Below are 20,855 nucleotides of genomic sequence, written 5' to 3'. Positions count from 1 at the left end.
AATTCTTTTTTTCGCTTATATGTCCCGATCTTTCTGTAAGGGAAGCGTTTTTTAGAGTGATAAGTAACTATTCTGAGGAATCACCTGGACGACTCCCTTAAAAGGATCCAGCTCCCTGAGCTGAAGAAGGGATAGATAATGATCGACAAGCTTGGGTTCTTCTTCCCGAGGTGTCTCCATCAAGACCCCTAGTCCGACCACATCGGCGTCAAACTCCTTCAAAAGATTGATCATTCCTAAGGCAGTTCCGCCGGCCTTCATAAAATCGTCAATGACTAAGACCTTCCGCCCGGGCTCTAACGCTCTTCGTCCAAGAGTCATGGACTGAATCCGTTTTGAAGAACCGGAGACATAATTGATACTGACAGAAGTTCCTTCCGTGACCTTGTTACCATGACGGATGATGACCATAGGTACCCCTAAGGCCTCTGCTGTAACCAAGGCCAGGGGTATGCCCTTCGTCTCGATCGTAACCACCACATCCGGTTTTTTCTCCCGAAAAACACCGGCAAAGATTAAGGCTAAAGGACGTAAAATAGAGGGGTCGTAAAGAAGATCCGTCATATAGAGGAACCCACCGGCTAGGACCCTGTCCTGACTGCTTAAGCGCTCCGCTAAATTGACAAGAAATTCGCGGGCTTCCTCTGCTGAAATCTCCGGAATATAACGAACTCCCCCGGCAGCACCTGACACAGTCTCCAAACGTCCTTGACCTGTGCAGCGCATGCTTTCCTTAACGGCCAGCAGATCTTCACTGATGGTGGATTTGGCAGCCCCAAAGCGTTCAGCCAGCATGGTCAGAGGAATCAACATATTAGGTTTTGACATGAGCACTTGCATCACAGCAACCATTCGCTCAGCGCGTTTCATCTTTTCCACGGACTAACCCTCTATTCTTTCTCAGAATTGGCTTCACTGCTCTCCTTAGAGTCTCCCAGTTCCTTGGAAAGGCGCAGGGCTTCAAACATAACATTCTCAGCCGTCACAATATGAGCCGTCGCTAACGTTTGTGCCTCTTCCACATCATGGCGGGCTAACGCCTCCACAATGTTGCGGTGTTCATCGATGGCATTCTTAAGCCGTCCCGGAACGGACAGGGAAGTAGCACGAAACCGTTGGATCTGCTCCCGCAAATTGGCCAGGATCTGAATCAGGCGCTCGTTGCGGCTGGCCTTATAGACCAAAGCGTGGAAATCCGTATCCGAGTTCACCATCTGCTCCAGACTCATCTCTTGCCCTTCATAATAAAGGAGGAACCGTTCCATCTCTTCAATTTCCTGATCTGTAGCCCGTTCTGCCGCCAGTCCGGCAGCTAAGCCTTCCAGAGCGGAACGGATTTCAAACACATCCGCCACATCCTTATGGGACACTCCGGCCACATAGGCTCCTTTACGTGGAATCATGACGACGAAGTTTTCCAGCTCCAGCTTACGAATCGCTTCTCTGACCGGGGTGCGGCTTACCCCCATTTCTTCAGCCAATTGGATCTCCATTAAGCGTTCACCGGGTTCAAGAACTCCATTGATAATGGCCTCGCGCAAGGATTCGAACACAATCTCTCTTAAGGGTTTGTAACTATCGAGTTTTACTGGCACCAGCTTTCTACCCATAAATATTTCCCCTTTCTATAGTATGCGTTATCCAGACATTATATTGTCTTTCTCTCCATATCGCAGCAATTCTTTCCGCTTGTTCCGCAGCTTCAATGATTCCAAACACTGCGGATCCGCTGCCGGACATTAAAGCTCCCAGACATCCGTTTTGCTTCATTAATTCTTCTTTGACCCAGGCTATTTCCGGGAGAATCTTCATGGAAGCCGGCTCTAAATCGTTATACAGGAGGGGGATAAGGCTTTCTGTTCTTCCTGATGCCAAAGCCCCTTGCCACATTGCATAATCCAGATGAGAGAATCTTCCTTCCTGGTCAAAGGTACGGTAGGCTTCGGCAGTAGTTACCCCTTGGTCAGGTTTAATGAGAATAAGATTGATTTTCGGAGCATAAGGTAAATCTCTTAATTCTTCACCCACACCGGTTGCCCATTGGGTCCCACCCTTCAGACAAAAGGCCACATCCGCACCCAGCTGGGCGGCAAAGCTCTTCAGTTGCTCCTGAGTATAGGGCTCCTTAAAGAGTTTATTCAGAGCCTGCAAGGTTGCCGCGGCGTCTGCGCTTCCTCCACCTAATCCTGCTTGAACAGGGATATTCTTCTCAATTTCAATATAAATACCCTGGCTGCTCCCCAGCCCGCTTAAAAAGGCTTCCGCTGCCCGGTAAGCCAGATTCTCCGGGCCGCTCCATACTCCGCAGGAGCACTGAATTCCACTCTCCGCCAAGGTCACTCGTATCCGATCATAGATTCCTATGGACTGCATGACGCTTTCCAACTCATGATACCCATCGGGACGACGGCCTGTTATGGCCAGAGCAAGATTTATTTTGGCGTAGGCGAACATTTCAACCTGATTCTTAATCATTACCCTATCCCTTCCGAACGTTCGAATAGTATTTCTATTTATTATACCCTAAGATAACCCGGTTCTTCTAGTATCTGTCTTATTTAATTATTTAACTCAACTTTTGCACCGTGAAAGGTTCTTATTCATGATGGCAAGGAAGAATATACTTATTCATTCTCTTCTTTATAAATTAATTGCATGTATTTATTTATCAAATAACCAAAGATCGTCTCAAGCTCCTTACGCATAGCTTTTGTAAGTTCTTGTTCTTCTTCCGAGTCTAATCCTTTTGCATATTTGTGATAGAGTTCATGAATCTCATATGCTAATGTTTCAGTTTTATCAGCTAATTTTTTAATATCAGAAACTGTAATCCCATAGTCTTTCAGCTTTTTAAACGCATTTGCTACAAGCAAGTCTTCATTGCAATATAATTCACTTCCTGATGGAAAAAGCAATTCGCTGTTTTCCAATTGGCGAATTTCATGAGATTCCAGGTTTGAGATATTTATGAATTCTTTGCTATTATAAAAAACATGATCTTCCTTTTGCTTGAGCGGGCTTAGGAATGTTTCATAATAATGAATCGCATTTTCTGTTGTAAATCTTTGAAAACCAATATTATCAATTAGTTGTTTTATAATACCCAAAGGCAAGTGCATTTTTTCCTGGAGATATCGGATTACAGGGATAATATCAAGATATATAGCAGGATAATATGCCATGTTTTTTGATGTTCTTATTGGATCCGGAAGTAGGCCTAAGGATAAATAGTATAAAACTGTTGACTTGTTAATGCCGGTATTTTTGGTGATTTCGTTCATTCGAAATTGTTCTTCCAATTAGATCTGAACCTCCACTTATCAGAATTATACACTTATTAGAATTATACATTGACAAGTTAAAAATAACAATTTAATATAGTAATCGATAAGTGTCACTTTACACTTTATAGTATGGGGGGAATGCTTTTTGCACAATAATTATTTAGTAATTAACACAAATCTCTGCAAGGCATGTTGGAAATGTATCCTTTCCTGCAAGAAGAAGGTACTTGGAAAAGTTAATCTGCCTTTTCACAAGCATGTTAGGTTTGCTCATCCCGACAATTGTGTTGGTTGCTATCAATGTGAAAAAGAATGTGAATTTGGAGCCATCATTAAATATTCAAAAAAGGGGGATGAATGAGCTTTTTGGCCAGGGGAAGATGTTTAATTTAGACACCAAACACAAAGGAGGTAAAGAGTATTGAATAAGAAAGAGAAAAACCGCCGAATAAATATATTCCTTCTTGCAGTATATCTTGGTGTGTTTGGTACAGGGTTAATAATGTTTTTAAAATTCCACGTGGGTGACGGCAGCATACGCGAAACGTTTATAGGTGTGCAGAAGTCAGTATGGTTAAATACCCACAGAGTAATGGCAATCGCATTTCTGACTGGTTGTATAATTCACAAGAGACGCTATTGGAAACTCCTGACTAGGCATCGACTTCTTTTCATTGAATCAATTCTAGTAATGGGAACCGGTTTTTACGCTTGGATAGCTCTATCCCAGGCAGGAAGCATTTTTCAGGAATCAATACAACATCATCACTTGATTGATTCGCATAACATTATCGGTCTCTTTCTACTTTTCAGTCTAACAGTACACATCAAACGGCGCTGGCATAGGTTTTTTCACATGCAAAAGAAAATTTGAAACAATTAGAAGACTTAAAATGAAAACGGTGATTGTATTCAATCATCCTACCGTTTCCAAGCACGCTCTCCTCCTGCCAAGCACTTTAGCAGTAAGGAGAGCATGCTTCATTGCGATAGCTTTGGAACTAGATGGCTCCTAGATTGCCTACTTCAAGAAACCCTTCTTTAGTTAATTGGCCGCATTCGAGACGGAGGGCGATTTCTTCCTCAATAGGCTCCAGGTGTTCATAGAACATTACGAAAATCTCTCCGGGTTTGCAGGTATCCAAGCCGTGGCAGAAAGCTTCCCGTTCTGGAAGAACAACGGAAATTCTTCGGGGATCCATACCTGAAGCAATAGCTTCCTCCATGATAATCCCGGCAATTTCACCAGGCTGCCGTCCCCTCAGATCCCCATCCTCGCGAATAATCAGCCGATGAAAACCTCTGGCCGCTACCTGGGCGACTTCCCGGATGGTTTCATCCGGCCGGTCTCCTGGTACGGTCACACAACCCACCACTGCGGGAGCCTTAAACTTCCTCAAGGTCTGGGCAATGGCCTTAACCCCCGCCGCATTATGACCATAGTCGATGAAGACCTGAACTCCCCCAATCGTATAAGGGTTCAAACGTCCACGATTGCATTCCGGATCGGATGTAAACTCCGACAAAGAAGTGCGGATTCCCTCACCCTCAAGCCCCAGGGACCATCCCACGGCGATGGCCGCTAAAGCATTCTGTAAATTATGGAGGGCCTTCCCATTCCAGGTCACCGGCAGATCTTTTACCCCGCAAATCTTATGGGACTGCTCCCCTTGGCAAAGGAGAATATTCCCCCTGCGTACGAAGACGGCGATCCCTCCCACAGCCAAATGCTTGCGTATAGTAATGTTATCTTTTTCGGTACTGAAGAAAATAACTTTGCCTTTAGTTTTCCGGGCAAAGGAAGCAACTAATGGATCATCGGCGTTGAGGACCACATAGCTATGGGGACGAACGACCTCGGCTATAAGACTTTTGACATGAGCAATATCTTCTAAGCTTTCCATTCCATACTGGCCAAGATGGTCGTTGGCTACATTGGTCACTACTGCTACATCGGCATAATCATAGGCCAGCCCGGCTCTCAATATCCCGCCTCGTGCCGTTTCCAGCACAGCCACCTGAACATCAGGGTGACGAAGAACGATCTGAGCACTTTCCGGTCCGGTGGTATCTCCCTTGAGAAGGAGCTTACCCCCTACATAAATACCGTCTGTGGCGGTCATTCCCACTACTAAATCCCGATTCATCAGCATTTTTCCGATCATCCGCGTGGTTGTCGTCTTACCATTGGTTCCGGTAACCGAGATGACGGGAATTCTTCCATTTCCCTTGGGCAGGACACGGTCAACGATGGTCTTCCCCACATCCAAAGGCCGGCCCACGGTTGGGGATTGATGCATTCTTAAGCCCGGAGCCGCATTGACCTCGATAATCGCTCCACGTTGCTCCTGGTAAGGCTGCTCAATATCCTCCAGGACCATATCTACCCCTGCAATATCCAACCCAACGATTCGCGCAGCATACTCGGCTAAAGCAGCATTATCAGGGTGAACTTGATCCGTAACATCCACGGAAATTCCCCCTGTGCTTAAGTTAGCGCTATCTCTCAGATAAACAACCTCCCCATCGGCAGGTACGGTCTCCAAAGAGATCTGCTTTTGGGTCAAGGTCATCAGGACAACAGGGTCAATTTTTATCTTGGTTAAGGCCTTTTCATGGTCCTCTCCCCGCTGGGGATCGGAGTTGGCGAGATGAACAAGCTCTTCCACCGTAGAAGCCCCATCTCCGATGACATGAGCCGGAATACGCTCGGCAGCTGCCACCATTTTTCCACCCACCACAAGCAGCCGGTAGTTCTTTCCTTCAATATACTCCTCGACGACCACTTGATCCCCATAGGCCTGAGCCACTCGAAAGGCCGCCCGAACCTCAGCCTCGTTCTTAAGCTTCAGGGTCACACCTTTTCCCTGGTTTCCGTTATAAGGCTTGACCACGACAGGCTGAGCCAGCTGGTGAAATCCTTCCACTGCCTCTTCTTCATCCCAGGCAATCACCCCATCGGGAACGGGAATTCCCCCTTCATAGAGCAGCTTTTTCGTCAACCCTTTATCACAAGCAATGTCCACACCGATACAGCTGGTCTGGTCACTCATAGCAGCCTGAACTCTCCTTTGGTTGCGTCCATAGCCCAATTGCAGAAGACTGCTGTCATTTAAACGTATAACGGGAATACCCCGCCCTGCGGCAGCTTCAATAATTGCCCGGGTAGAAGCACCCAGCTCAAACCTTCGAATAACTTCCTTAATGCTCTCGATCTTGCTTGTGACAATGGGTTTTTGTCCGGATAGCAACTCTTGCACCAGGTTATAGCCTTGCTTGAAGCCTTCGATTCCTCCTTCAAGTGAATCGTAATTGAAAATGATTTCATAATGACCTGGATGTTCAGGCAGACATAGGGTTTTCCCATAAGGAATATTCTGTCCTGCACGAGTGAGGAGCTCGATGGTTACATGTTCAATAATATGTCCGACTAAAGTTCCCTCATTCAACCGTTCTACAAATCCTCCCGGTTTGCCCCGGGAGCAAAAATGCTCGTAAAGAGTGGGCAAACATTGAACCAGACGGGTATTAAAGTCTCCAAAGGTGTCGCTTGTTCGTTCTGTCCATTCCTGGAGATCCACGACGGCCCGGATGACCGGTCGATAGCTGTAGACATTAGCTCCCGGGATCGCCTGGATTTTCAGTATCTCCATTGTGCTATTTGTCCTCCTTCAACCTATGGGAAAAGTACACCTCTAGTATTTTTACCTTTTTCCGGCACAATATTCTTTTTTCCCATTTTTCCAGATGTTCTAAGGTAAATACCCTAAGTAAGATTTATGTTTGCCGCTCTTCTTTTGAGGTCGAAACGATAGCCATCGGACAAGATATGCATGAGAACAGGGGTAAGAACGAGGGCTTGGCCCGGCGAAATTTCCGATACATTGCTGGCCATGGTAGGGGAAGCATCCACCACTGTAACGGTCTGGTTACCTACCACAGTAAAATGCCCATCCGAATAGACAAGAATGGAGGTATCTTCATCAATACCCACCCCGAGAACATTAGGGTTTTGGGCGATGGCTGAAAGCAGTCGACCGATACGACCCCTCTGGGCAAAATGTTGATCCACGACAACTGAATGAAGCAGACCAAGACCAGGCGCCATCGTTAAGGTATCTTTTTTGGGCGTACCCGCCTCCCCGCCCACGATCATAGTATCGGACATGGCTGAAGCCCCGGCACTGGTTCCGGCAATAATGACTCCTCTTTGATAAAGGCTATGTAAGGTTGTCCCTAAACGGGTTCCCCCTAAAATTCCTGTGATGCGCAGCTGGTCTCCTCCCGTGAAAAAAACCCCGGTAGCCTTTTGCAATTCCTGAGATACGGATTCCCGATTGGCTGAGACCCTTTCGTCTATATCCAGGACCTGTACCTCAGGAGCCCCTAAGCTTTCAAAGAGCTCCTTATATTCAGAACCTACCTGCTCCGGCATTTCCGTGGCAGCGGTCAAAACCACCACACGGCTTTCCTTTCCCCCCGCTTCTTGGATAAACCGCTTCAGTATTTTACACTCTCCCTTTTTGTCTTCGGCTCCACCGATGATTAAGAGCTTGCCCTCCACGTAATGATTCATGAAATTCCTCCCTTTGCTTGCTTCTCTTATTTTCCGCTTTAACCCCTGCGGATTATTCAGAATCTAAAAAGATTGAGTTTCCTTTACCTTCAGAAAACATACACTGATTAAAGGAATAGGGAAGGAGGTAACCCGATGAATCCGATACCCCAGCGAAAAATTATGATCCGTCGTTCCTCGCGACAAATAGAGCTCTATGATGGCAATCAACTCTTAGCCTGCTATCCTTGTGCCGTAGGCAAAAACGCAACCCCCACTCCTCTAGGGAACTATGCTGTGTCTACTAAGGTTATTAATCCCGGCGGAGCCTTCGGAACCCGTTGGCTTGGCCTATCCCTCCCGGACTACGGGATTCATGGAACAAACAAGCCCTCCAGCATCGGTACTCAAGCATCCTTAGGCTGTATTCGTATGCATAATCATCATGTGGAAGCTCTTTATAACCAAGTCGGCGTGGGGACGCCGGTGGTTATAACGGAGTAGCTGGCCATACCGTGCCCAGGGCCAGTAAAGGATGAAAAGCGTTGTCTGGGCGGGTAGCCTTACGCACATCGCTCACTTCATAGCTCCAGGGCTGGTGAACTCGCTTTCTTAACAGCTGCGCCAAACCTCCAGGTAGTACCTGATGTAAACCGGTGGCTCCGCTACGTTAAGAAAGCTTCGCTTACCTGACCGCCCCTCCGCTAAATCCGTTCGCTCCTGTGCGTTAAGCTACACTTGCGGGCCTTTTTTAGCACTTTTTCCGGAGCTTTTTATAAGCCTCTTTCAGGGTAGACACCCATGCCGCGGGGTGGCACCAGCAAAGGATAAAAATGTTGCTCGGGTCGTGTAGTCTTATCCTACATCCGTACTGCTCAGGCCCGAAAGATAGCCCAAGGATTTTGCTTTAAGGCAGAGAACGGATTCTAAGCGAGCAGGTAAGCACTCTTCGCGAAAAGGCTGCAGCGGAGTCGGGTTGGAAACAGGACGTTTCCAACCGCCCATTGAGCAGGAGCGATTTGGGCACGAAACCCGGGCGAGGGTTTCGCCCAAGCCGACACGCCACGGAGACTACTTAGCGGCGCAGGTACACCCGGCGTAGCGGAGGTCTTGAGCGATTAGATTGCTCCGCGCAGCTTATAGAGTGAACGCCGAAAGCAAAATCCTGGAAAATTGGCTTCTAGGAGCCTTTTTCTGAGCAGACAGCTAAAAATGTAATAAGCGCCTGCGTGGATGAATGCAGGCGCTCTTCCATGATTAATAAGGGCTTCGCGGATACCCCTTGCGGAGATGACCCCGGGTCTCGATTCCGCCAAGGCCGTCGGTACCGGTGACCGTATGCTGAATGATTTCCTTCAGGGATACCATCTGATCAATGGGAGTAAAGGCGATTCTCTCCACGATAAAGACCGGGTCAAAGGCATGGATCAAAGTCCTTTTGGGAGAGGAAGCAAAATTAGCTCCTGCTCTGATAATGGCTTCGTAATTGGATTGGCAGGCCCCGGCAAAAATTACCAGGGCATCCCGATTAGGCTGGAAGCGGCGGGCCTCAATGACGGATTGAACGAAGAAGCGGGAACTCCGATAGCTATCAAGGCTCTTGAAATCCTTTTTTCCTTTGAGAAACCCGTCATGTCCCGTGAGGACCACGATATCCGTAGGATTTTCCTGAAGAATCTGCCGTATCTTCTTAGGCTGCTCCACTTCAGATATGCAGATTCCTTTAGCGTCCAGTCCCAGCTGTTGATATGTCTTGATGCATTGACTTAGATATTCCTCATCCCCATCCAGGTGAAGCACCCGCCCTGGAATTTCATAGAATTCATCCTGAGCCTCTGGAACATATTTACGCTGATTGACCACTATTTTCAGCTTATTGTATATATCCTGGTAATCTTCCCGTTGATAATGAGCGACTTCTGATGGGTTTTTTTCCACCAAATCCTGAAGAGGTGCATCAGCTATAAGCCTAAGATTAATTCCCTTTAAGATTGCAATCCGCTCTCCCTTAACCGACATTATTTGCTCAATACGGAAAAATAAGTCTTGTTTATGGGATTTTCTAGCTACAACGTCGCCAACTTTTAACATTTGCGCCCTCCTTCCGACCTCTTCCCTATATCCTATGACCAAAGAAAAAAAAAGGCATATAAATATAGAAAACTCTGCTTGGAAAGTAAGGTTTACAATACTATTCTTTGAAAGACATTCTGAACAGCTAAAATAAGCTTCCCTGAGGAGGGATAGCATGTACGATGTGATCATTCCCGCCCAAAACGAAGAAAAAAGCATCCTGGCTGTCTTAGCAACCGTATTAAGATTGCCCATAAAAAGAGCCATCTTGGTTCTTAATGGGTGTACCGATCGGACTCTGGATTTGACCCGCTCCATCCTGGATCAGCGCATCCATACCATTTATTTTGCCGACCCCCTGGGCATCGATGTCCCCCGGGCCATTGGGGCTCTTTATGCCCGTTCCCTTAATACTCATGGAGTCCTTTTTGTGGATGGAGATACTTCGGGAGATATTTATGACGGCTTATCAAGACTCCTGGCCGCCTTAGACGAAGGTACGGATGTAGCCTTAACCAACTGCTATCCTTACATTACTCACCGCGCTAAGCTGGCTAATCTTGTCCTGCGCTTTAGGGGAAGTTTGAATAAGGAATTAGGCTATTTTCAGTTTTTAGGAAATGCTACCCCTACCCATGGACCCCACGCCTTATCTGCTCGGGCACTGGAACTGCTTATCCCTGAAGCAATCGCTATTCCTCCCCTGACTCTGGTCTTAGCCAAGCGTTTCGACCTCAAGGTTAAAGTAGCCACCTCCATACGCCATCAAGATCTTAAATCCCCTCGCAAGCACCGCCGCCATGCTCGTCTCATCGCCGAGACCATCATCGGCGACTGTGTGATGGGGCTGACTTTGGCTCGTAACGAAGAGGTCACACGTTCTCTGGGAAAACACAAAATGCTGGGATATCATCCCGAACGGCGCTTTGATATTCTCCAGCTTTGGGCAGAATCTTTAAACGCCTCTCATTCCTATTGTGAAAATCATTTAATCATTCCAAGAGATGTACAGTTTAGCGGGTAATTTATGAAACTGGTACCTTGGTGTTCACTTTCTGACCTGATATAATATGAGTAATATAGAAAATTCGGCGTCGCCTAAAGGCATTGCCTTTTCAAAAGCCCGTCATGATAATGGCAGGCTTTGATTAATTGTGAGAGGATGAAGCTCTTGTCCCCAAACCGTTTTCCCGTCATTGATAGTTTACGTACTCTGGCTCTTGCCTTAATGATTACTTATCATCTCATTTATGATTTAGATCAATGGACCAATTTGGCTGTTGATGTGAATAACCCTTTATGGTTTATCATCGGTAAAACGGCTGCTCTGCTTTTTATTTTCCTTTCCGGCCTAAGCAGCGGTTTAAGCAAGCATCCCCTTAAAAACGGACTGCGGGTTTTATTTTTTGGGATGATTATTACCCTGGTGACCTATGTCGCCTTTCCCGGGGAATATATCCGCTTTGGAATTCTCCATTTCTTAGGGGTTATGATGGCTCTCTATCCTCTGATTCGAAAACTTCCCAATGGCGTACTCCTTCTATGCTCGGTTCTGGCCATAGGCATCGGATTTATTATTAAGAACCAAGTAGTGAACACCCCTCTTCTCCTTCCTCTGGGGTTCATCTATCCTGACTTTTCCACTTTGGATTTTTACCCTTTATTTCCTTATAGCGGGGTAACCTTCTTGGGAGTTCTCTGTTATCGTTATTTCTTTGCGAATCAACAAGTGACTAAAGCCTCTGCTGCTTTGGAGAAAAAGAAATTAAAAAATAAGAAAAATCATAATAGCTTTCCCCAAAAGAAAAGAGCGGCTTACCCCATGTTTACATGGATCAGCCGCCACTCCTTATGGATTTATTTAATACACCAGCCCATTTTAGTTGGGCTTATCTTTACCTTAAAAAACTTCGCCTTTATATCTTGAATCTACGAAGTGCCTGCTCCATATCCTCTGTCATTTTGGCCAGCATTTGGCTGGAGGAGGCGATCTCTTCCACAGAGGCCGATTGCTCCTCAGTAGAAGCCGACACATTGAGAGTCTGTTCGGCAATGGATTTGCTGATCTGATTGACTTCATGAATGGAGGAAACAATCCGTTCATTGCCTCGGGAAATTTCCTCAATCTCATGGGAGATACCCCGAACTTGCTCGGTGACCTCTTGAATAAGTCTGGCAATCTCTTCAAAAGCACTGCCTGCCTCATAGACCACCTTGGACCCTATCTCAACCTCTTGTGTTCCATTCTTCATAGAGTCTACAGCTTTATGGGTATCCTCTTGAATCTCCCCAATGAGATCGGCTATTTGTTTCGCTGCAATCTGGGATTGCTCAGCCAGCTTCCGAACCTCTTCAGCAACCACCGCAAATCCTCTTCCTTGTTCTCCGGCCCGTGCTGCTTCGATAGCTGCATTGAGAGCCAAAAGATTGGTCTGATCCGCGATCCCGGAGATGGCCTCAACGATCTGTCCAATTTCTTGGGAACGAATACCCAGTTGCTCCACTAAAGAAGCACTATGATTAACCGCTTTTTGGATATGGTCCATTTGATTAATGGTTGTATGGATAGATTGTTGACCTTTCTCGGTGGCTTTTGCTGTTCCCTCAGCTGAACGAACCACATATTCCGTATTGTTTAACACTTGCCCCATTCCCGCTGCCATTTCTTCCACCACGGCAGCCACATCATTCACTGCGGTCATCTGCTTTTCTGTCCCCTGAGCAACCTCAGTGATAGCACCTGCTACCTCATTAGAAGCCTGGGCTGATTGTTCGGCCCCAGCAGATAATTGTTGAGAAGAAGAGGCGATGTGTTCCGAAGCCAGAGAAACCTGTTTGACCAATTGAATAAGATTCTCCGTCATATGGTTAAAATCTTGAGCCAATTGACCCAGTTCATCCTGTGAATCCACTTGGATTTTCTCAATATTTAGATTGCCCTGTGCAATTTCATTGGCGCCCTGTGCCACGATTTTAATTCTCCTGGCGAAATTCTGGCTAAGCTTAAAGGCAAATGCACTCACCAGGGCTAAACCCAAAATCATGGCGACGGCAATCCGGATAATATCATTTAACATCTGATCTTGATAGATCAGCTCTTGTTTAACAACCTCCACCTCAATATCGTCCACCCAGTTGCCGGTTCCTACCACCCAGCCATAGGGTTCAAAGAGCTGGGTATACCCTCTCTTGGGTTTAGGCTCCGTCTCATTGGGTTTGGCAAATTCATAATTGGAGAAGCCCCCACCAGCCAGTGCATTTTTAACAAATCCATCCCGCACATAAGCATAACCGTTCGGATCTACCGCATCAAGACGACTTTTTCCTTCTGTATCCCGCCCCAGCAGAACCACATTAATTCCTTCAGTTGTATCGACCCAGAAGTAATTCTCCCCTTCAAAGCGAAGATCCCGAACTAAGTCGGCGGCCTTGACCTTAGCCTCTTCCTCTGTGAGCAAACCTCCTTGCTGTTCCTTATATACCTTCTCAATGACGCTGATAGCAATTTCTACATCCGTTTTAATTCCCCGGTCGTATTCGGCAAAGAGGGTCTCCCTGTAGGTTGCTACATTCTTTTCTACCATATCCATCTGCCGGTAAATATTATAGCCCCCAACAACAATGCTCATTAGTACTGATGTCAAGATAAATGCTAACGTTAGACGTGCCCTGATACTTTTCAATTTTCTTGCTCCTCTCTTTAGTTTTTACTCTTTTTTGTAATACAGGCATTAATTATGTAAAAATTGGCGGTCAGACCCTTAAACCATTATTCATTATTTGCTTCCATAATGCAACATAATTTTATTAATTTTGCTTATTGCCAATAGTCATTATTTTGGGAATATTCGACGATTAATGCAAAAAGGTCACAGCTAAAGCTGTGACCTTTAATATAAAACTCCGATTTTTTAAATGATCTCATTCACACTTTGAATCTTGCCAGGATCTTTTCCAATTCAATGGCCATATTCTCCAACACCTGACAGGAGGAGGCAATTTCTTCTACAGAAGCAGACTGCTCTTCAGTGGAGGCGGATACACCATAGGTCTGATCCGTAATCTCCCGGCTGATCTGATCCACTTCTTCCACCGCCCGAATAATCCGTTCATTTCCGTGGGATATTTGCTCAATCTCAGCAGATATACCCCTGACTTGTCGGGTTACTTCTTGAATGAGCTGTGCAATCTCTTCAAAAGCACTTCCCGCCTCGATGACCACCATTGCCCCTTTCTCTACTTCATGGGTTCCATCCTGCATAGCCTCTACAGCTTTCACTGTATCCGTTTGGATTTCCGAGATCAGAGCAGAGATTTGCTTGGCCGCCCCTTGGGATTGTTCCGCCAGCTTCCTTACCTCTTCGGCAACCACGGCGAACCCTCGCCCTTGTTCACCCGCCCGGGCAGCTTCAATGGCTGCGTTCAGGGCCAGGAGATTCGTCTGGGTCGCGATGCCGGAGATAGTCTCTATGATTTGACCAATCTCCTGAGAGCGGAGCCCCAGATGTTCCACTAATTCCGCACTATGGTTAACCACCCTTTGGATATGATTCATTTGCTCAATAGTGGTTTGTACCGACCCCTGACCTTTAGCAGCAGCTTGAGAGGTTCCCTCAGCTGAACGAACCACATAGCCTGTATTGGTCAAAACCTGCGCCATCCCTGCCGCCATTTCCCGCACGACTTCGGAGACCTCGCTGACAGAACTTATTTGCCTTTCCGTACCTTGTGCAACATCGGTGACTGCCGCGGCAACCTCCATAGCCGCTTGCGCAGACTCTTCAGCACCGGCTGAAAGCTCTTGGGAGGTCAAGGATACTTGCTCGGAAGCGTAGGCAACCTTCTTCACTACTTCCGCCAGATTTTCGGTCATTTGATTAAAGTCCTCAGCCAATTGACCCAGCTCGTCTTGAGTGTCCACCATAATCTTTTCAATGGTCAGATTACCCTGAGCAACCTCTCTCGCCCCCTGGGCGATTCGCTGAACTCTTTGGGAAATGCGCTGGCTGATGACAAAAGCCAGGACGGCAACCACTCCTAGGCCAATAACCATGGCGGACACTACTTTAATAATATCTTTCAACATTTGTTGTTTATAATAAACTTCTTTTTCACTAACCTTGGTTTCGATATCGTCGACCCAGTTCCCTGTTCCCACGATCCAGCCATAAGGCTCAAAGAGCCGTGTATAGCCCCGCTTTGGTTTAGGCTCTGATTCATTGGGCTTGGCGAATTGATAATCCGTGTACCCTCCGCCCTCCTGCATCCCGTTCTTGATCAGTTCTTTTATGTAAAGGAAGCCAGTGGGGTCTACTGCATCAATCCGGCTTTTTCCCTCGGAGTCTTTACCCAGATAGGCTACATTGATTCCCTCGACAGTATCCACCCAAATATAATTTCCATTATCGTAGAGGATCTTACGCACCAGAGCTGCGGCTTTTTCCTTAGCCTCGGCTTCAGTCAATAACCCCATTTGCTGCTCCTGATAGACCCCTTGGATCATGCTTATGGCGATCTCCACATTCATTTTGATCCCTCGATCGTATTCCTCATATAAAGTTTTGCGATAGTCATCCACATTCTTTTGCGTCAACACCGTTTGGTTATAGATATTAAACCCGCCAACAATGCCGGCCATCATAATGGATGTCAAAAGGAATACCAAAATCAATCGAGTTCTAATGCTTTTCAACCGCCATCCCTCCCTTTCCTGTCTTCACTTCAATTGATAATTCTAACTTTTGAGAATTCTCTTGAGCCTGATGCATTGAAAAGATGTTATGGGTGGTGTAATATTTGGGTAGATTCGTTCATTCCAGATTTTGTCCCTCAACAAAACTGGACAAACCATTTAAAATTAGAATAGCTATAGTTTACTATGTATTATTAACCAAAACATTCACTTTGGCAAGATTATTATAAAAGTTATTTTTAAACGAAAATTTTCTCGAAAATAATGCATTTTTTAATTGAAAGAATTGTCTAAATTGTTATACAATCTTATTGACATGCTTTGCCTGGGTTTATCTCTATGAGGAAGGAGGCAATACGGAATCCTAGAGACTAAATCCAATAGATAAGGTGGAAAAAACACTTAGAGAAGGGAAAGGGATAGAAATGGAGAACCGTTTTAAACAGTCTTTATTGGACCCTAACACCCTCTCCGTCACTTGGGAACTGGTCCCTGGGAGAGGAGCACGTGAGAAAGCTCAAGAAAGCGCATTGCTTGCTGCAGAACAGGCAGCTAAGGGCGGTAAGGTTCATGCCCTGACCATCACCGATAACCCCGGAGGAAACCCTGCTATTCTCGCCGATTATCTTGGTCAGGAGATTCTCAAGCTGGGAATAGAGCCCCTTGTCCATTTTACCTGTAAGGATAAGAACCGCAATCAGATGGAGAGCCAGCTTTATGCTCTTGATCGGGCAGAAGTCCGCAGCCTCTTGGTAATGACCGGAGATTATACGGTCTCTGGCTTTAAAGGCCGCCCCAAGCCGGTCTTTGACCTTGATCCTACCCATGCTTTAGAACTCATCACCCAAATGAATCAAGGGCTTGGTATTCCTGGCCCTAAGGGAATGTCTTATCACCAAACCAGTGATTTCTTTGCCGGTGCCGCCGTTTCTCCCTTTAAGGGCACGGAAGCAGAGCAAATGGTCCAATATTATAAACTGAAGAAAAAAGTGGCCAGCGGAGCCCAATTTATTGTCACCCAGCTTGGCTATGATGTCCGTAAAATCCATGAAGTCCTCCAATTCATGAAGCTTAATGATCTGAATGTTCCCCTTGTAGGCAATATCTATATCCTCCCCTTCGGTGCAGCCAAGATTATGAACCAGAATCAGCTGCCGGGCTGTGTTGTCACGGATAAGCTCCTGGCTGAAATTGATAAGGAAAGAACAGCCGAGGATAAAGGGGTCGGTGCCCGCTTGCTGAGAGCCGCTAAGATGTACGCTCTCATGAAAGGCATGGGCTTTGCCGGAGTTCATATCGGCGGGCATAATATCAAATATGAGCAAGTGGAATATGTGATTGAAAAGGGCGAGGAGCTCAGCAAAGACTGGATGGCTCTGATTCCTGAGTTTGATTATCCTATGCCCAATGGTTTCTATTATTATGAAAAGGATCCCAAAACCGGCCTCAATACCACCACACCTGTCAATCGGAAGAACTTGCCTCTGGATGCCCCTGTGGGAGTAGCTTACAGCGGTATGAGAATGATGCACAGCATGCTCTTCACCCCCGGCAAAAACTTCTTCCCCGTCATGCGCAAGATTTATAAAGGACGTAAGGATAACCGCAAACACGGCTTTGAACACCTGGCAAAAGTCATCACCAACGACTGTAAGGACTGCGGGGACTGTGCTATGTTCGAACTGGCTTATCTCTGTCCTATGTCTCAATGTCCCAAGAACCAAAGGAACGGTGCCTGCGGCGGAAGCTATCAGGGCTGGTGTGAGGTTTACCCCAACCAGAAGCAGTGTATTTATGTCAGAGCTTATGCCCGCTTGAAGAAATATAGTGAGGAAGGGGATCTGGATTCTCATCATATTCCCCCGGCCAATTGGGATTTGTATCAAACCTCCTCATGGTCTAACTTCTTCTTAGGACGGGATCACTCTGGAGAAATCTTGGGTATTCCCACTCCTGAAGAAGAGGAGAAGGCTAAGGGCGTAGATTCGACTAAGCAAGACGTGTCTAAATAAAAAACTATAAATAATAAAGCAGCAAATTCTTTGTAATTTGCTGCTTTTTCTATCACTTTTTCCATAGCTATTCGTTATCATTTTCAAAATAAGTAAGGCCAATGCCCTATTTATTGAGTTCTGCCACTTTGACCTGGATTTTTAAAACCGCTTCCGTCACCGCTTGAAACTCCTCTATGCTTAAGGTTTCCGCTCTCCTTTGTTCATCCACTCCGGCTGCGGCGAGAATCTCACCGACCTGCTGCTTAGGGATGCCAAGTCCTCCGGCCAAGGAATTTCCTAAGGTTTTGCGCCTTTGACTGAAAGAGGCCTTTACTACTCGAAAGAAATCCTTTTCCTGTACCCGGAATCCCGGGTAAGAGCGCAGGTCAAAGCGCACTACTGCTGAAGTGACTTTAGGTGCCGGCCAGAAAGCTTGGGGCGGGACTTCAAACAGTTTCTCCGGTTGGGCTGAGACCTGGGCTGCTATGGAAAGCACTCCGTAGTCCTTTCTGCCAGGTTTGGCAACTAAACGATCTGCCACTTCCTTTTGGACCATGACCACCATACTATGCAAGGAGTCCTTTTGCTCCAAAAAATGCATAAGCAAAGAGCTGGTAATGTAATAAGGGAGATTCCCCACCAGTACCCCTTTCTTTGTTCCCCAGATGTCCTTTAAGTTCAGCTTTAATGCATCCATATTGAGAATCTCTATCGGTAATCCTTGCAGTTCCTTCTGCAGTACATTCACTTTTCCCTGGTCCAGCTCTACCGCCCATACCTTCTGAGCTTTTTGGGCCAAGACCCGGGTAAGGACCCCCAGTCCCGGTCCAATCTCTACGATGGGGATTGCCGGCTCTTTGACACTGGCTGCCACTATATTCTCAATGACCCGGTCATCCATCAAAAAATTCTGCCCTAAGGATTTATGGGCTTTAGCACCGCCCTTAAGGATGCGCCGGGTATAATTCGCTGCGTTCTCCATGAATAGCCTCCCTAACCGCCTTGTCAAATTCCTCATGGGTAATCCCAAACCGATTTAAGCGATGTAAAAATTGCTTGCCATTAGCATCCCCAATACCTAAGATTTTCCCCACAGCCAAGCGTCGTTCTGCAGAATGGTTCAATCCCACCAGCCCTGCTTCCAGCAAATCTTTTATTTCAAACAGCACCTCTTTAACCTGAACTCCACTGTTATTTTGTTCAGAATGGAGTGCATCCGTCCTAATCTTCTGGAAAGCCTTTTGAATATCCTCGGGGCTTGCATTTTCTACGCCAATATCATCATCTTTTGGGGAACGGGCATCTTTTTTGGACAAATAAACATGCTTGGCTTCCGGCACGTATCGCCGGATTCGTTCCCGGATTTGCTCCCCCACGGAGTCAGGATCCGTAAACACGATCACTCCCCGGCGCTTTGCCATCTCGGCGATGTAAAGCAATTTTTCCTGGGTCAACCCATAACCTTCCGTCCAAAGTACATCCACATTCCCTAAAGCTCTGCGCACTGCATGAGCATCATTTTTACCTTCCACTACGATTAACTCTTCAACCATGTTTTTCGACAATTCCTCCCGGGACTATAAATCAAATGAATGTATGTATTCTTATCTTTTCTATCTTAACCTACCTTCACAAATTTCACAAATAGGCACCTACAAAAAAGTGAAAGGAGCAGAAGAGATTCTTCTGCTCCTTACGTGTGTCCCGTTTCGGATCTGCCTGGTTAGCTATTTCTTATTTTTATTGGTTCCGTAGGTCTTAACTAAGCTGTCCCAAATTGCCGGATCTTCCATCCCTATTCTCCAGATAGCCACGCCATGGAGTTTATGCTCCCGGGCATATTCCATCTTGGGTTGTAAGCTTTGCTTATTTTCAAAGTATACTTCATGACGAACGCCATTGGCTGTGTAGGTATACCAGGGAACTTTATGCTCTTCATCGTATCCTACCTGTACCCCATGTTTTTTCGCACGGGCCATGCTTTGATCAAAGGAGAGATAATCGGGCATGGTGGGCTTGTTGGAGCCCCAGTCAAAGGAGTAGACAGGAAGTCCTAAAACGATCTTTTCCCTTGGGATTTTGGTGACGGCATAGGAGATCACCTTATTCACCCAAGCGTGGGAAGATATCGGTCCGGCGGTGGTTCCCAGTCCATGCTCATCATAGGTCATCAGCACGATTTGGTCGGCATTTTTACCGATGGCTGCATAATCGTATGCACCAGACCAAAGGTCGGATGGATAATCGATGAACTTAGCCGGAATGGACACGTTGAGCACTTTGTCTTTGGCTTTTAAGGCACCATGGAGTTCCCCTAAGAAGGTTGTGAAGTTATTGCGGTCGGCGGGTGGAGTTTTTTCGATATCAATGGCCACTCCATCCCATTTTTCATTCAGTGTCAATTGCACAATATTATTGACAAATTTGGACCGGGTCTGAGGATTGGCGAAGACACTGTGAGCCAGATTGGCATCGAAGAGACCGCCACGCATATTATGGATCAAAGCGTAGGCTTTAGCTCCATTCTTTTGCGCTGCTTCTTTGATGCTGAGATCCTTTTTCCCAGTGGTGAGGATTTTTCCATTGGCATCAAAGGAATACCAGAAGAAGGAAACCTCATCCATCAATTTGATGTTCTTCATCATGGATTCTTTGGATCCGGGAATTTCCCCTTCAGGATCCGTATAAAAGCCCATGACCACACGCTTCTCGTTTCCTAGAACATCCTCACGGGTCTCTGCCTCAGCTTTTGGAGGTTCGCCGCTTTCAGTAGCGATCTGATTCGGCGCTTGGGTGCTTTGCTGTTGTTGTTGAGGTTTATTACACCCGACTAAGCTAAGACTCAATACCAGAACAGCTATTAAATTTAAAGTCAGAAACCGCTTCATTCTGAGATCAACTCCTTCATCTTGATTCGGTCACTGACTTTATTGTCCCCTCTTCAATTGTCCTTATGTATAAGTATTGCTGGAATACCAATCCACTATTTTACATTAGAGATTTAACCTCATTATAAAACAACAAAAATACGGCGCAAATTCCTTGTTTCTAATGTTCCCGATAATAAGTTAACTATCCGGGAAACTATAAGCATATGAAAGAAAAGAAAAAAATAAAAGCTCCTCGGGCCAGTAGCTTATCCTATATACGCACCGCTCAAACCTGAAAGACAGCCCAAGGATTTTGCTTTAAGGCAGAGAACGGATTCTATGCGAGCAGGTAAGCAATCTTCGCGAAAAGACTGCAGCGGAGTCGGG

General features: G+C 46.2%; 18 protein-coding genes. 6 read left to right on the top strand and 12 right to left on the bottom strand.

The genetic code is table 11. The features are described from left to right. Positions 1 to 51: 51 nt before the first annotated feature. The 4 genes from purR to DESPCE1_RS0100360 all read right to left on the bottom strand — a co-directional run bounded on the left by purR (position 52) and on the right by DESPCE1_RS0100360 (position 3,299). Positions 52 to 879 (bottom strand): pur operon repressor, encoded by an 828-nt coding sequence (gene purR, locus DESPCE1_RS0100375; RefSeq protein ID WP_014792074.1) that lies wholly within the window; start codon positions 877 to 879, stop codon positions 52 to 54. Between the two features lie 11 nt (positions 880 to 890). Further along, positions 891 to 1,610 carry a GntR family transcriptional regulator gene (locus tag DESPCE1_RS0100370; protein WP_014792073.1) on the bottom strand — a complete coding sequence of 240 codons (720 nt, stop codon included), beginning with the start codon at positions 1,608 to 1,610 and terminating at the stop codon, positions 891 to 893. Beyond that, positions 1,603 to 2,475, bottom strand: a complete 873-nt coding sequence (gene ispE / locus DESPCE1_RS0100365) for a 4-(cytidine 5'-diphospho)-2-C-methyl-D-erythritol kinase (RefSeq protein ID WP_014792072.1) — start codon at positions 2,473 to 2,475, stop codon at positions 1,603 to 1,605. Before ispE ends, DESPCE1_RS0100370 begins: the two co-directional genes overlap by 8 nt. 149 nt (positions 2,476 to 2,624) lie before the next feature. Then, positions 2,625 to 3,299: a MerR family transcriptional regulator gene (locus DESPCE1_RS0100360; protein WP_014792071.1), complete on the bottom strand. Its 675-nt coding sequence runs from the start codon at positions 3,297 to 3,299 to the stop codon at positions 2,625 to 2,627. Between the two features lie 130 nt (positions 3,300 to 3,429). Between DESPCE1_RS0100360 and DESPCE1_RS22185 the strand changes: the two genes are divergently transcribed. Both DESPCE1_RS22185 and DESPCE1_RS0100350 read left to right on the top strand, forming a co-directional pair. After that, on the top strand, positions 3,430 to 3,645 hold the full coding sequence (locus DESPCE1_RS22185) for a ferredoxin family protein (RefSeq protein ID WP_156831314.1): 216 nt from the start codon (positions 3,430 to 3,432) through the stop codon (positions 3,643 to 3,645). A 60-nt stretch (positions 3,646 to 3,705) separates the two neighbouring features. After that, a complete protein-coding gene (locus tag DESPCE1_RS0100350) occupies positions 3,706 to 4,158 on the top strand; it encodes a DUF4405 domain-containing protein (protein WP_019849118.1) in 453 nt (150 codons plus the stop codon). A 127-nt stretch (positions 4,159 to 4,285) separates the two neighbouring features. Here the strand turns inward: DESPCE1_RS0100350 and cphA are convergent, their stop codons facing one another. Beyond that, positions 4,286 to 6,937: a cyanophycin synthetase gene (gene cphA, locus DESPCE1_RS0100345; protein ID WP_014792069.1), complete on the bottom strand. Its 2,652-nt coding sequence runs from the start codon at positions 6,935 to 6,937 to the stop codon at positions 4,286 to 4,288. Between the two features lie 113 nt (positions 6,938 to 7,050). Beyond that, complete coding sequence (locus DESPCE1_RS0100340) at positions 7,051 to 7,860, bottom strand: cyanophycinase (RefSeq protein ID WP_014792068.1); 810 nt, start codon at positions 7,858 to 7,860, stop codon at positions 7,051 to 7,053. A 135-nt stretch (positions 7,861 to 7,995) separates the two neighbouring features. On the opposite strand from DESPCE1_RS0100340, the gene DESPCE1_RS0100335 reads away from it, so the two are divergent. Further along, positions 7,996 to 8,343, top strand: a complete 348-nt coding sequence (locus DESPCE1_RS0100335; protein ID WP_014792067.1) for a L,D-transpeptidase — start codon at positions 7,996 to 7,998, stop codon at positions 8,341 to 8,343. A 753-nt stretch (positions 8,344 to 9,096) separates the two neighbouring features. Here the strand turns inward: DESPCE1_RS0100335 and yabG are convergent. After that, a complete protein-coding gene (yabG, locus tag DESPCE1_RS0100330) occupies positions 9,097 to 9,930 on the bottom strand; it encodes a sporulation peptidase YabG (RefSeq protein ID WP_014792066.1) in 834 nt (277 codons plus the stop codon). 157 nt (positions 9,931 to 10,087) lie between these two features. Between yabG and DESPCE1_RS0100325 the strand changes: the two genes are divergently transcribed. Together DESPCE1_RS0100325 and DESPCE1_RS0100320 are read left to right on the top strand one after the other, a co-directional pair. Further along, a complete protein-coding gene (locus DESPCE1_RS0100325; RefSeq protein ID WP_014792065.1) occupies positions 10,088 to 10,936 on the top strand; it encodes a glycosyltransferase in 849 nt (282 codons plus the stop codon). A gap of 147 nt (positions 10,937 to 11,083) precedes the next feature. Continuing rightward, complete coding sequence (locus DESPCE1_RS0100320) at positions 11,084 to 11,839, top strand: heparan-alpha-glucosaminide N-acetyltransferase (protein ID WP_019849117.1); 756 nt, start codon at positions 11,084 to 11,086, stop codon at positions 11,837 to 11,839. On the opposite strand, the gene DESPCE1_RS0100315 is transcribed toward DESPCE1_RS0100320, so the two are convergent. Both DESPCE1_RS0100315 and DESPCE1_RS0100310 read right to left on the bottom strand, forming a co-directional pair. Next, a complete protein-coding gene (locus DESPCE1_RS0100315; protein WP_019849116.1) occupies positions 11,829 to 13,595 on the bottom strand; it encodes a methyl-accepting chemotaxis protein in 1,767 nt (588 codons plus the stop codon). The genes DESPCE1_RS0100320 and DESPCE1_RS0100315 overlap by 11 nt on opposite strands. Positions 13,596 to 13,837: 242 nt before the next feature. Beyond that, complete coding sequence (locus tag DESPCE1_RS0100310) at positions 13,838 to 15,604, bottom strand: methyl-accepting chemotaxis protein (RefSeq protein ID WP_014792060.1); 1,767 nt, start codon at positions 15,602 to 15,604, stop codon at positions 13,838 to 13,840. Between the two features lie 425 nt (positions 15,605 to 16,029). On the opposite strand from DESPCE1_RS0100310, the gene DESPCE1_RS0100305 reads away from it, so the two are divergent. Continuing rightward, a complete protein-coding gene (locus DESPCE1_RS0100305) occupies positions 16,030 to 17,616 on the top strand; it encodes a methylenetetrahydrofolate reductase C-terminal domain-containing protein (protein WP_019849115.1) in 1,587 nt (528 codons plus the stop codon). A 106-nt stretch (positions 17,617 to 17,722) separates the two neighbouring features. On the opposite strand, the gene rsmA is transcribed toward DESPCE1_RS0100305, so the two are convergent. The 3 genes from rsmA to DESPCE1_RS0100290 form a co-directional block, all read right to left on the bottom strand. Beyond that, a complete protein-coding gene (rsmA, locus tag DESPCE1_RS0100300; protein ID WP_019849114.1) occupies positions 17,723 to 18,580 on the bottom strand; it encodes a 16S rRNA (adenine(1518)-N(6)/adenine(1519)-N(6))-dimethyltransferase RsmA in 858 nt (285 codons plus the stop codon). Then, on the bottom strand, positions 18,543 to 19,151 hold the full coding sequence (gene rnmV, locus DESPCE1_RS0100295; RefSeq protein WP_014792057.1) for a ribonuclease M5: 609 nt from the start codon (positions 19,149 to 19,151) through the stop codon (positions 18,543 to 18,545). The genes rsmA and rnmV overlap by 38 nt, the downstream gene beginning before the upstream one ends. 174 nt (positions 19,152 to 19,325) lie before the next feature. Next, positions 19,326 to 20,486, bottom strand: a complete 1,161-nt coding sequence (locus DESPCE1_RS0100290; RefSeq protein WP_014792056.1) for a glycosyl hydrolase family 18 protein — start codon at positions 20,484 to 20,486, stop codon at positions 19,326 to 19,328. Positions 20,487 to 20,855: the final 369 nt, after the last annotated feature.

The organism is Desulfitobacterium sp. PCE1, from assembly GCF_000384015.1.
Taxonomy (GTDB): domain Bacteria; phylum Bacillota; class Desulfitobacteriia; order Desulfitobacteriales; family Desulfitobacteriaceae; genus Desulfitobacterium; species Desulfitobacterium dehalogenans.
Note: the sequence above shows the minus strand (reverse complement) of the source record. Positions and strands in the feature narration are given on the sequence as shown.

Excerpts from the sequence above, each read along its gene's own strand:
- DESPCE1_RS0100290 (WP_014792056.1), bottom strand. The coding sequence starts at position 20,486 with ATGAAGCGGTTTCTGACTTTAAATTTAATAGCTGTTCTGGTATTGAGT.
- DESPCE1_RS0100335 (WP_014792067.1), top strand. The coding sequence starts at position 7,996 with ATGAATCCGATACCCCAGCGAAAAATTATGATCCGTCGTTCCTCGCGA.
- ispE (WP_014792072.1), bottom strand. The coding sequence starts at position 2,475 with ATGATTAAGAATCAGGTTGAAATGTTCGCCTACGCCAAAATAAATCTT.
- cphA (WP_014792069.1), bottom strand. The coding sequence starts at position 6,937 with ATGGAGATACTGAAAATCCAGGCGATCCCGGGAGCTAATGTCTACAGC.
- DESPCE1_RS0100370 (WP_014792073.1), bottom strand. The coding sequence starts at position 1,610 with ATGGGTAGAAAGCTGGTGCCAGTAAAACTCGATAGTTACAAACCCTTA.
- DESPCE1_RS0100340 (WP_014792068.1), bottom strand. The coding sequence starts at position 7,860 with ATGAATCATTACGTGGAGGGCAAGCTCTTAATCATCGGTGGAGCCGAA.
- yabG (WP_014792066.1), bottom strand. The coding sequence starts at position 9,930 with ATGTTAAAAGTTGGCGACGTTGTAGCTAGAAAATCCCATAAACAAGAC.
- DESPCE1_RS0100305 (WP_019849115.1), top strand. The coding sequence starts at position 16,030 with ATGGAGAACCGTTTTAAACAGTCTTTATTGGACCCTAACACCCTCTCC.
- rsmA (WP_019849114.1), bottom strand. The coding sequence starts at position 18,580 with ATGGAGAACGCAGCGAATTATACCCGGCGCATCCTTAAGGGCGGTGCT.
- rnmV (WP_014792057.1), bottom strand. The coding sequence starts at position 19,151 with ATGGTTGAAGAGTTAATCGTAGTGGAAGGTAAAAATGATGCTCATGCA.
- DESPCE1_RS0100325 (WP_014792065.1), top strand. The coding sequence starts at position 10,088 with ATGTACGATGTGATCATTCCCGCCCAAAACGAAGAAAAAAGCATCCTG.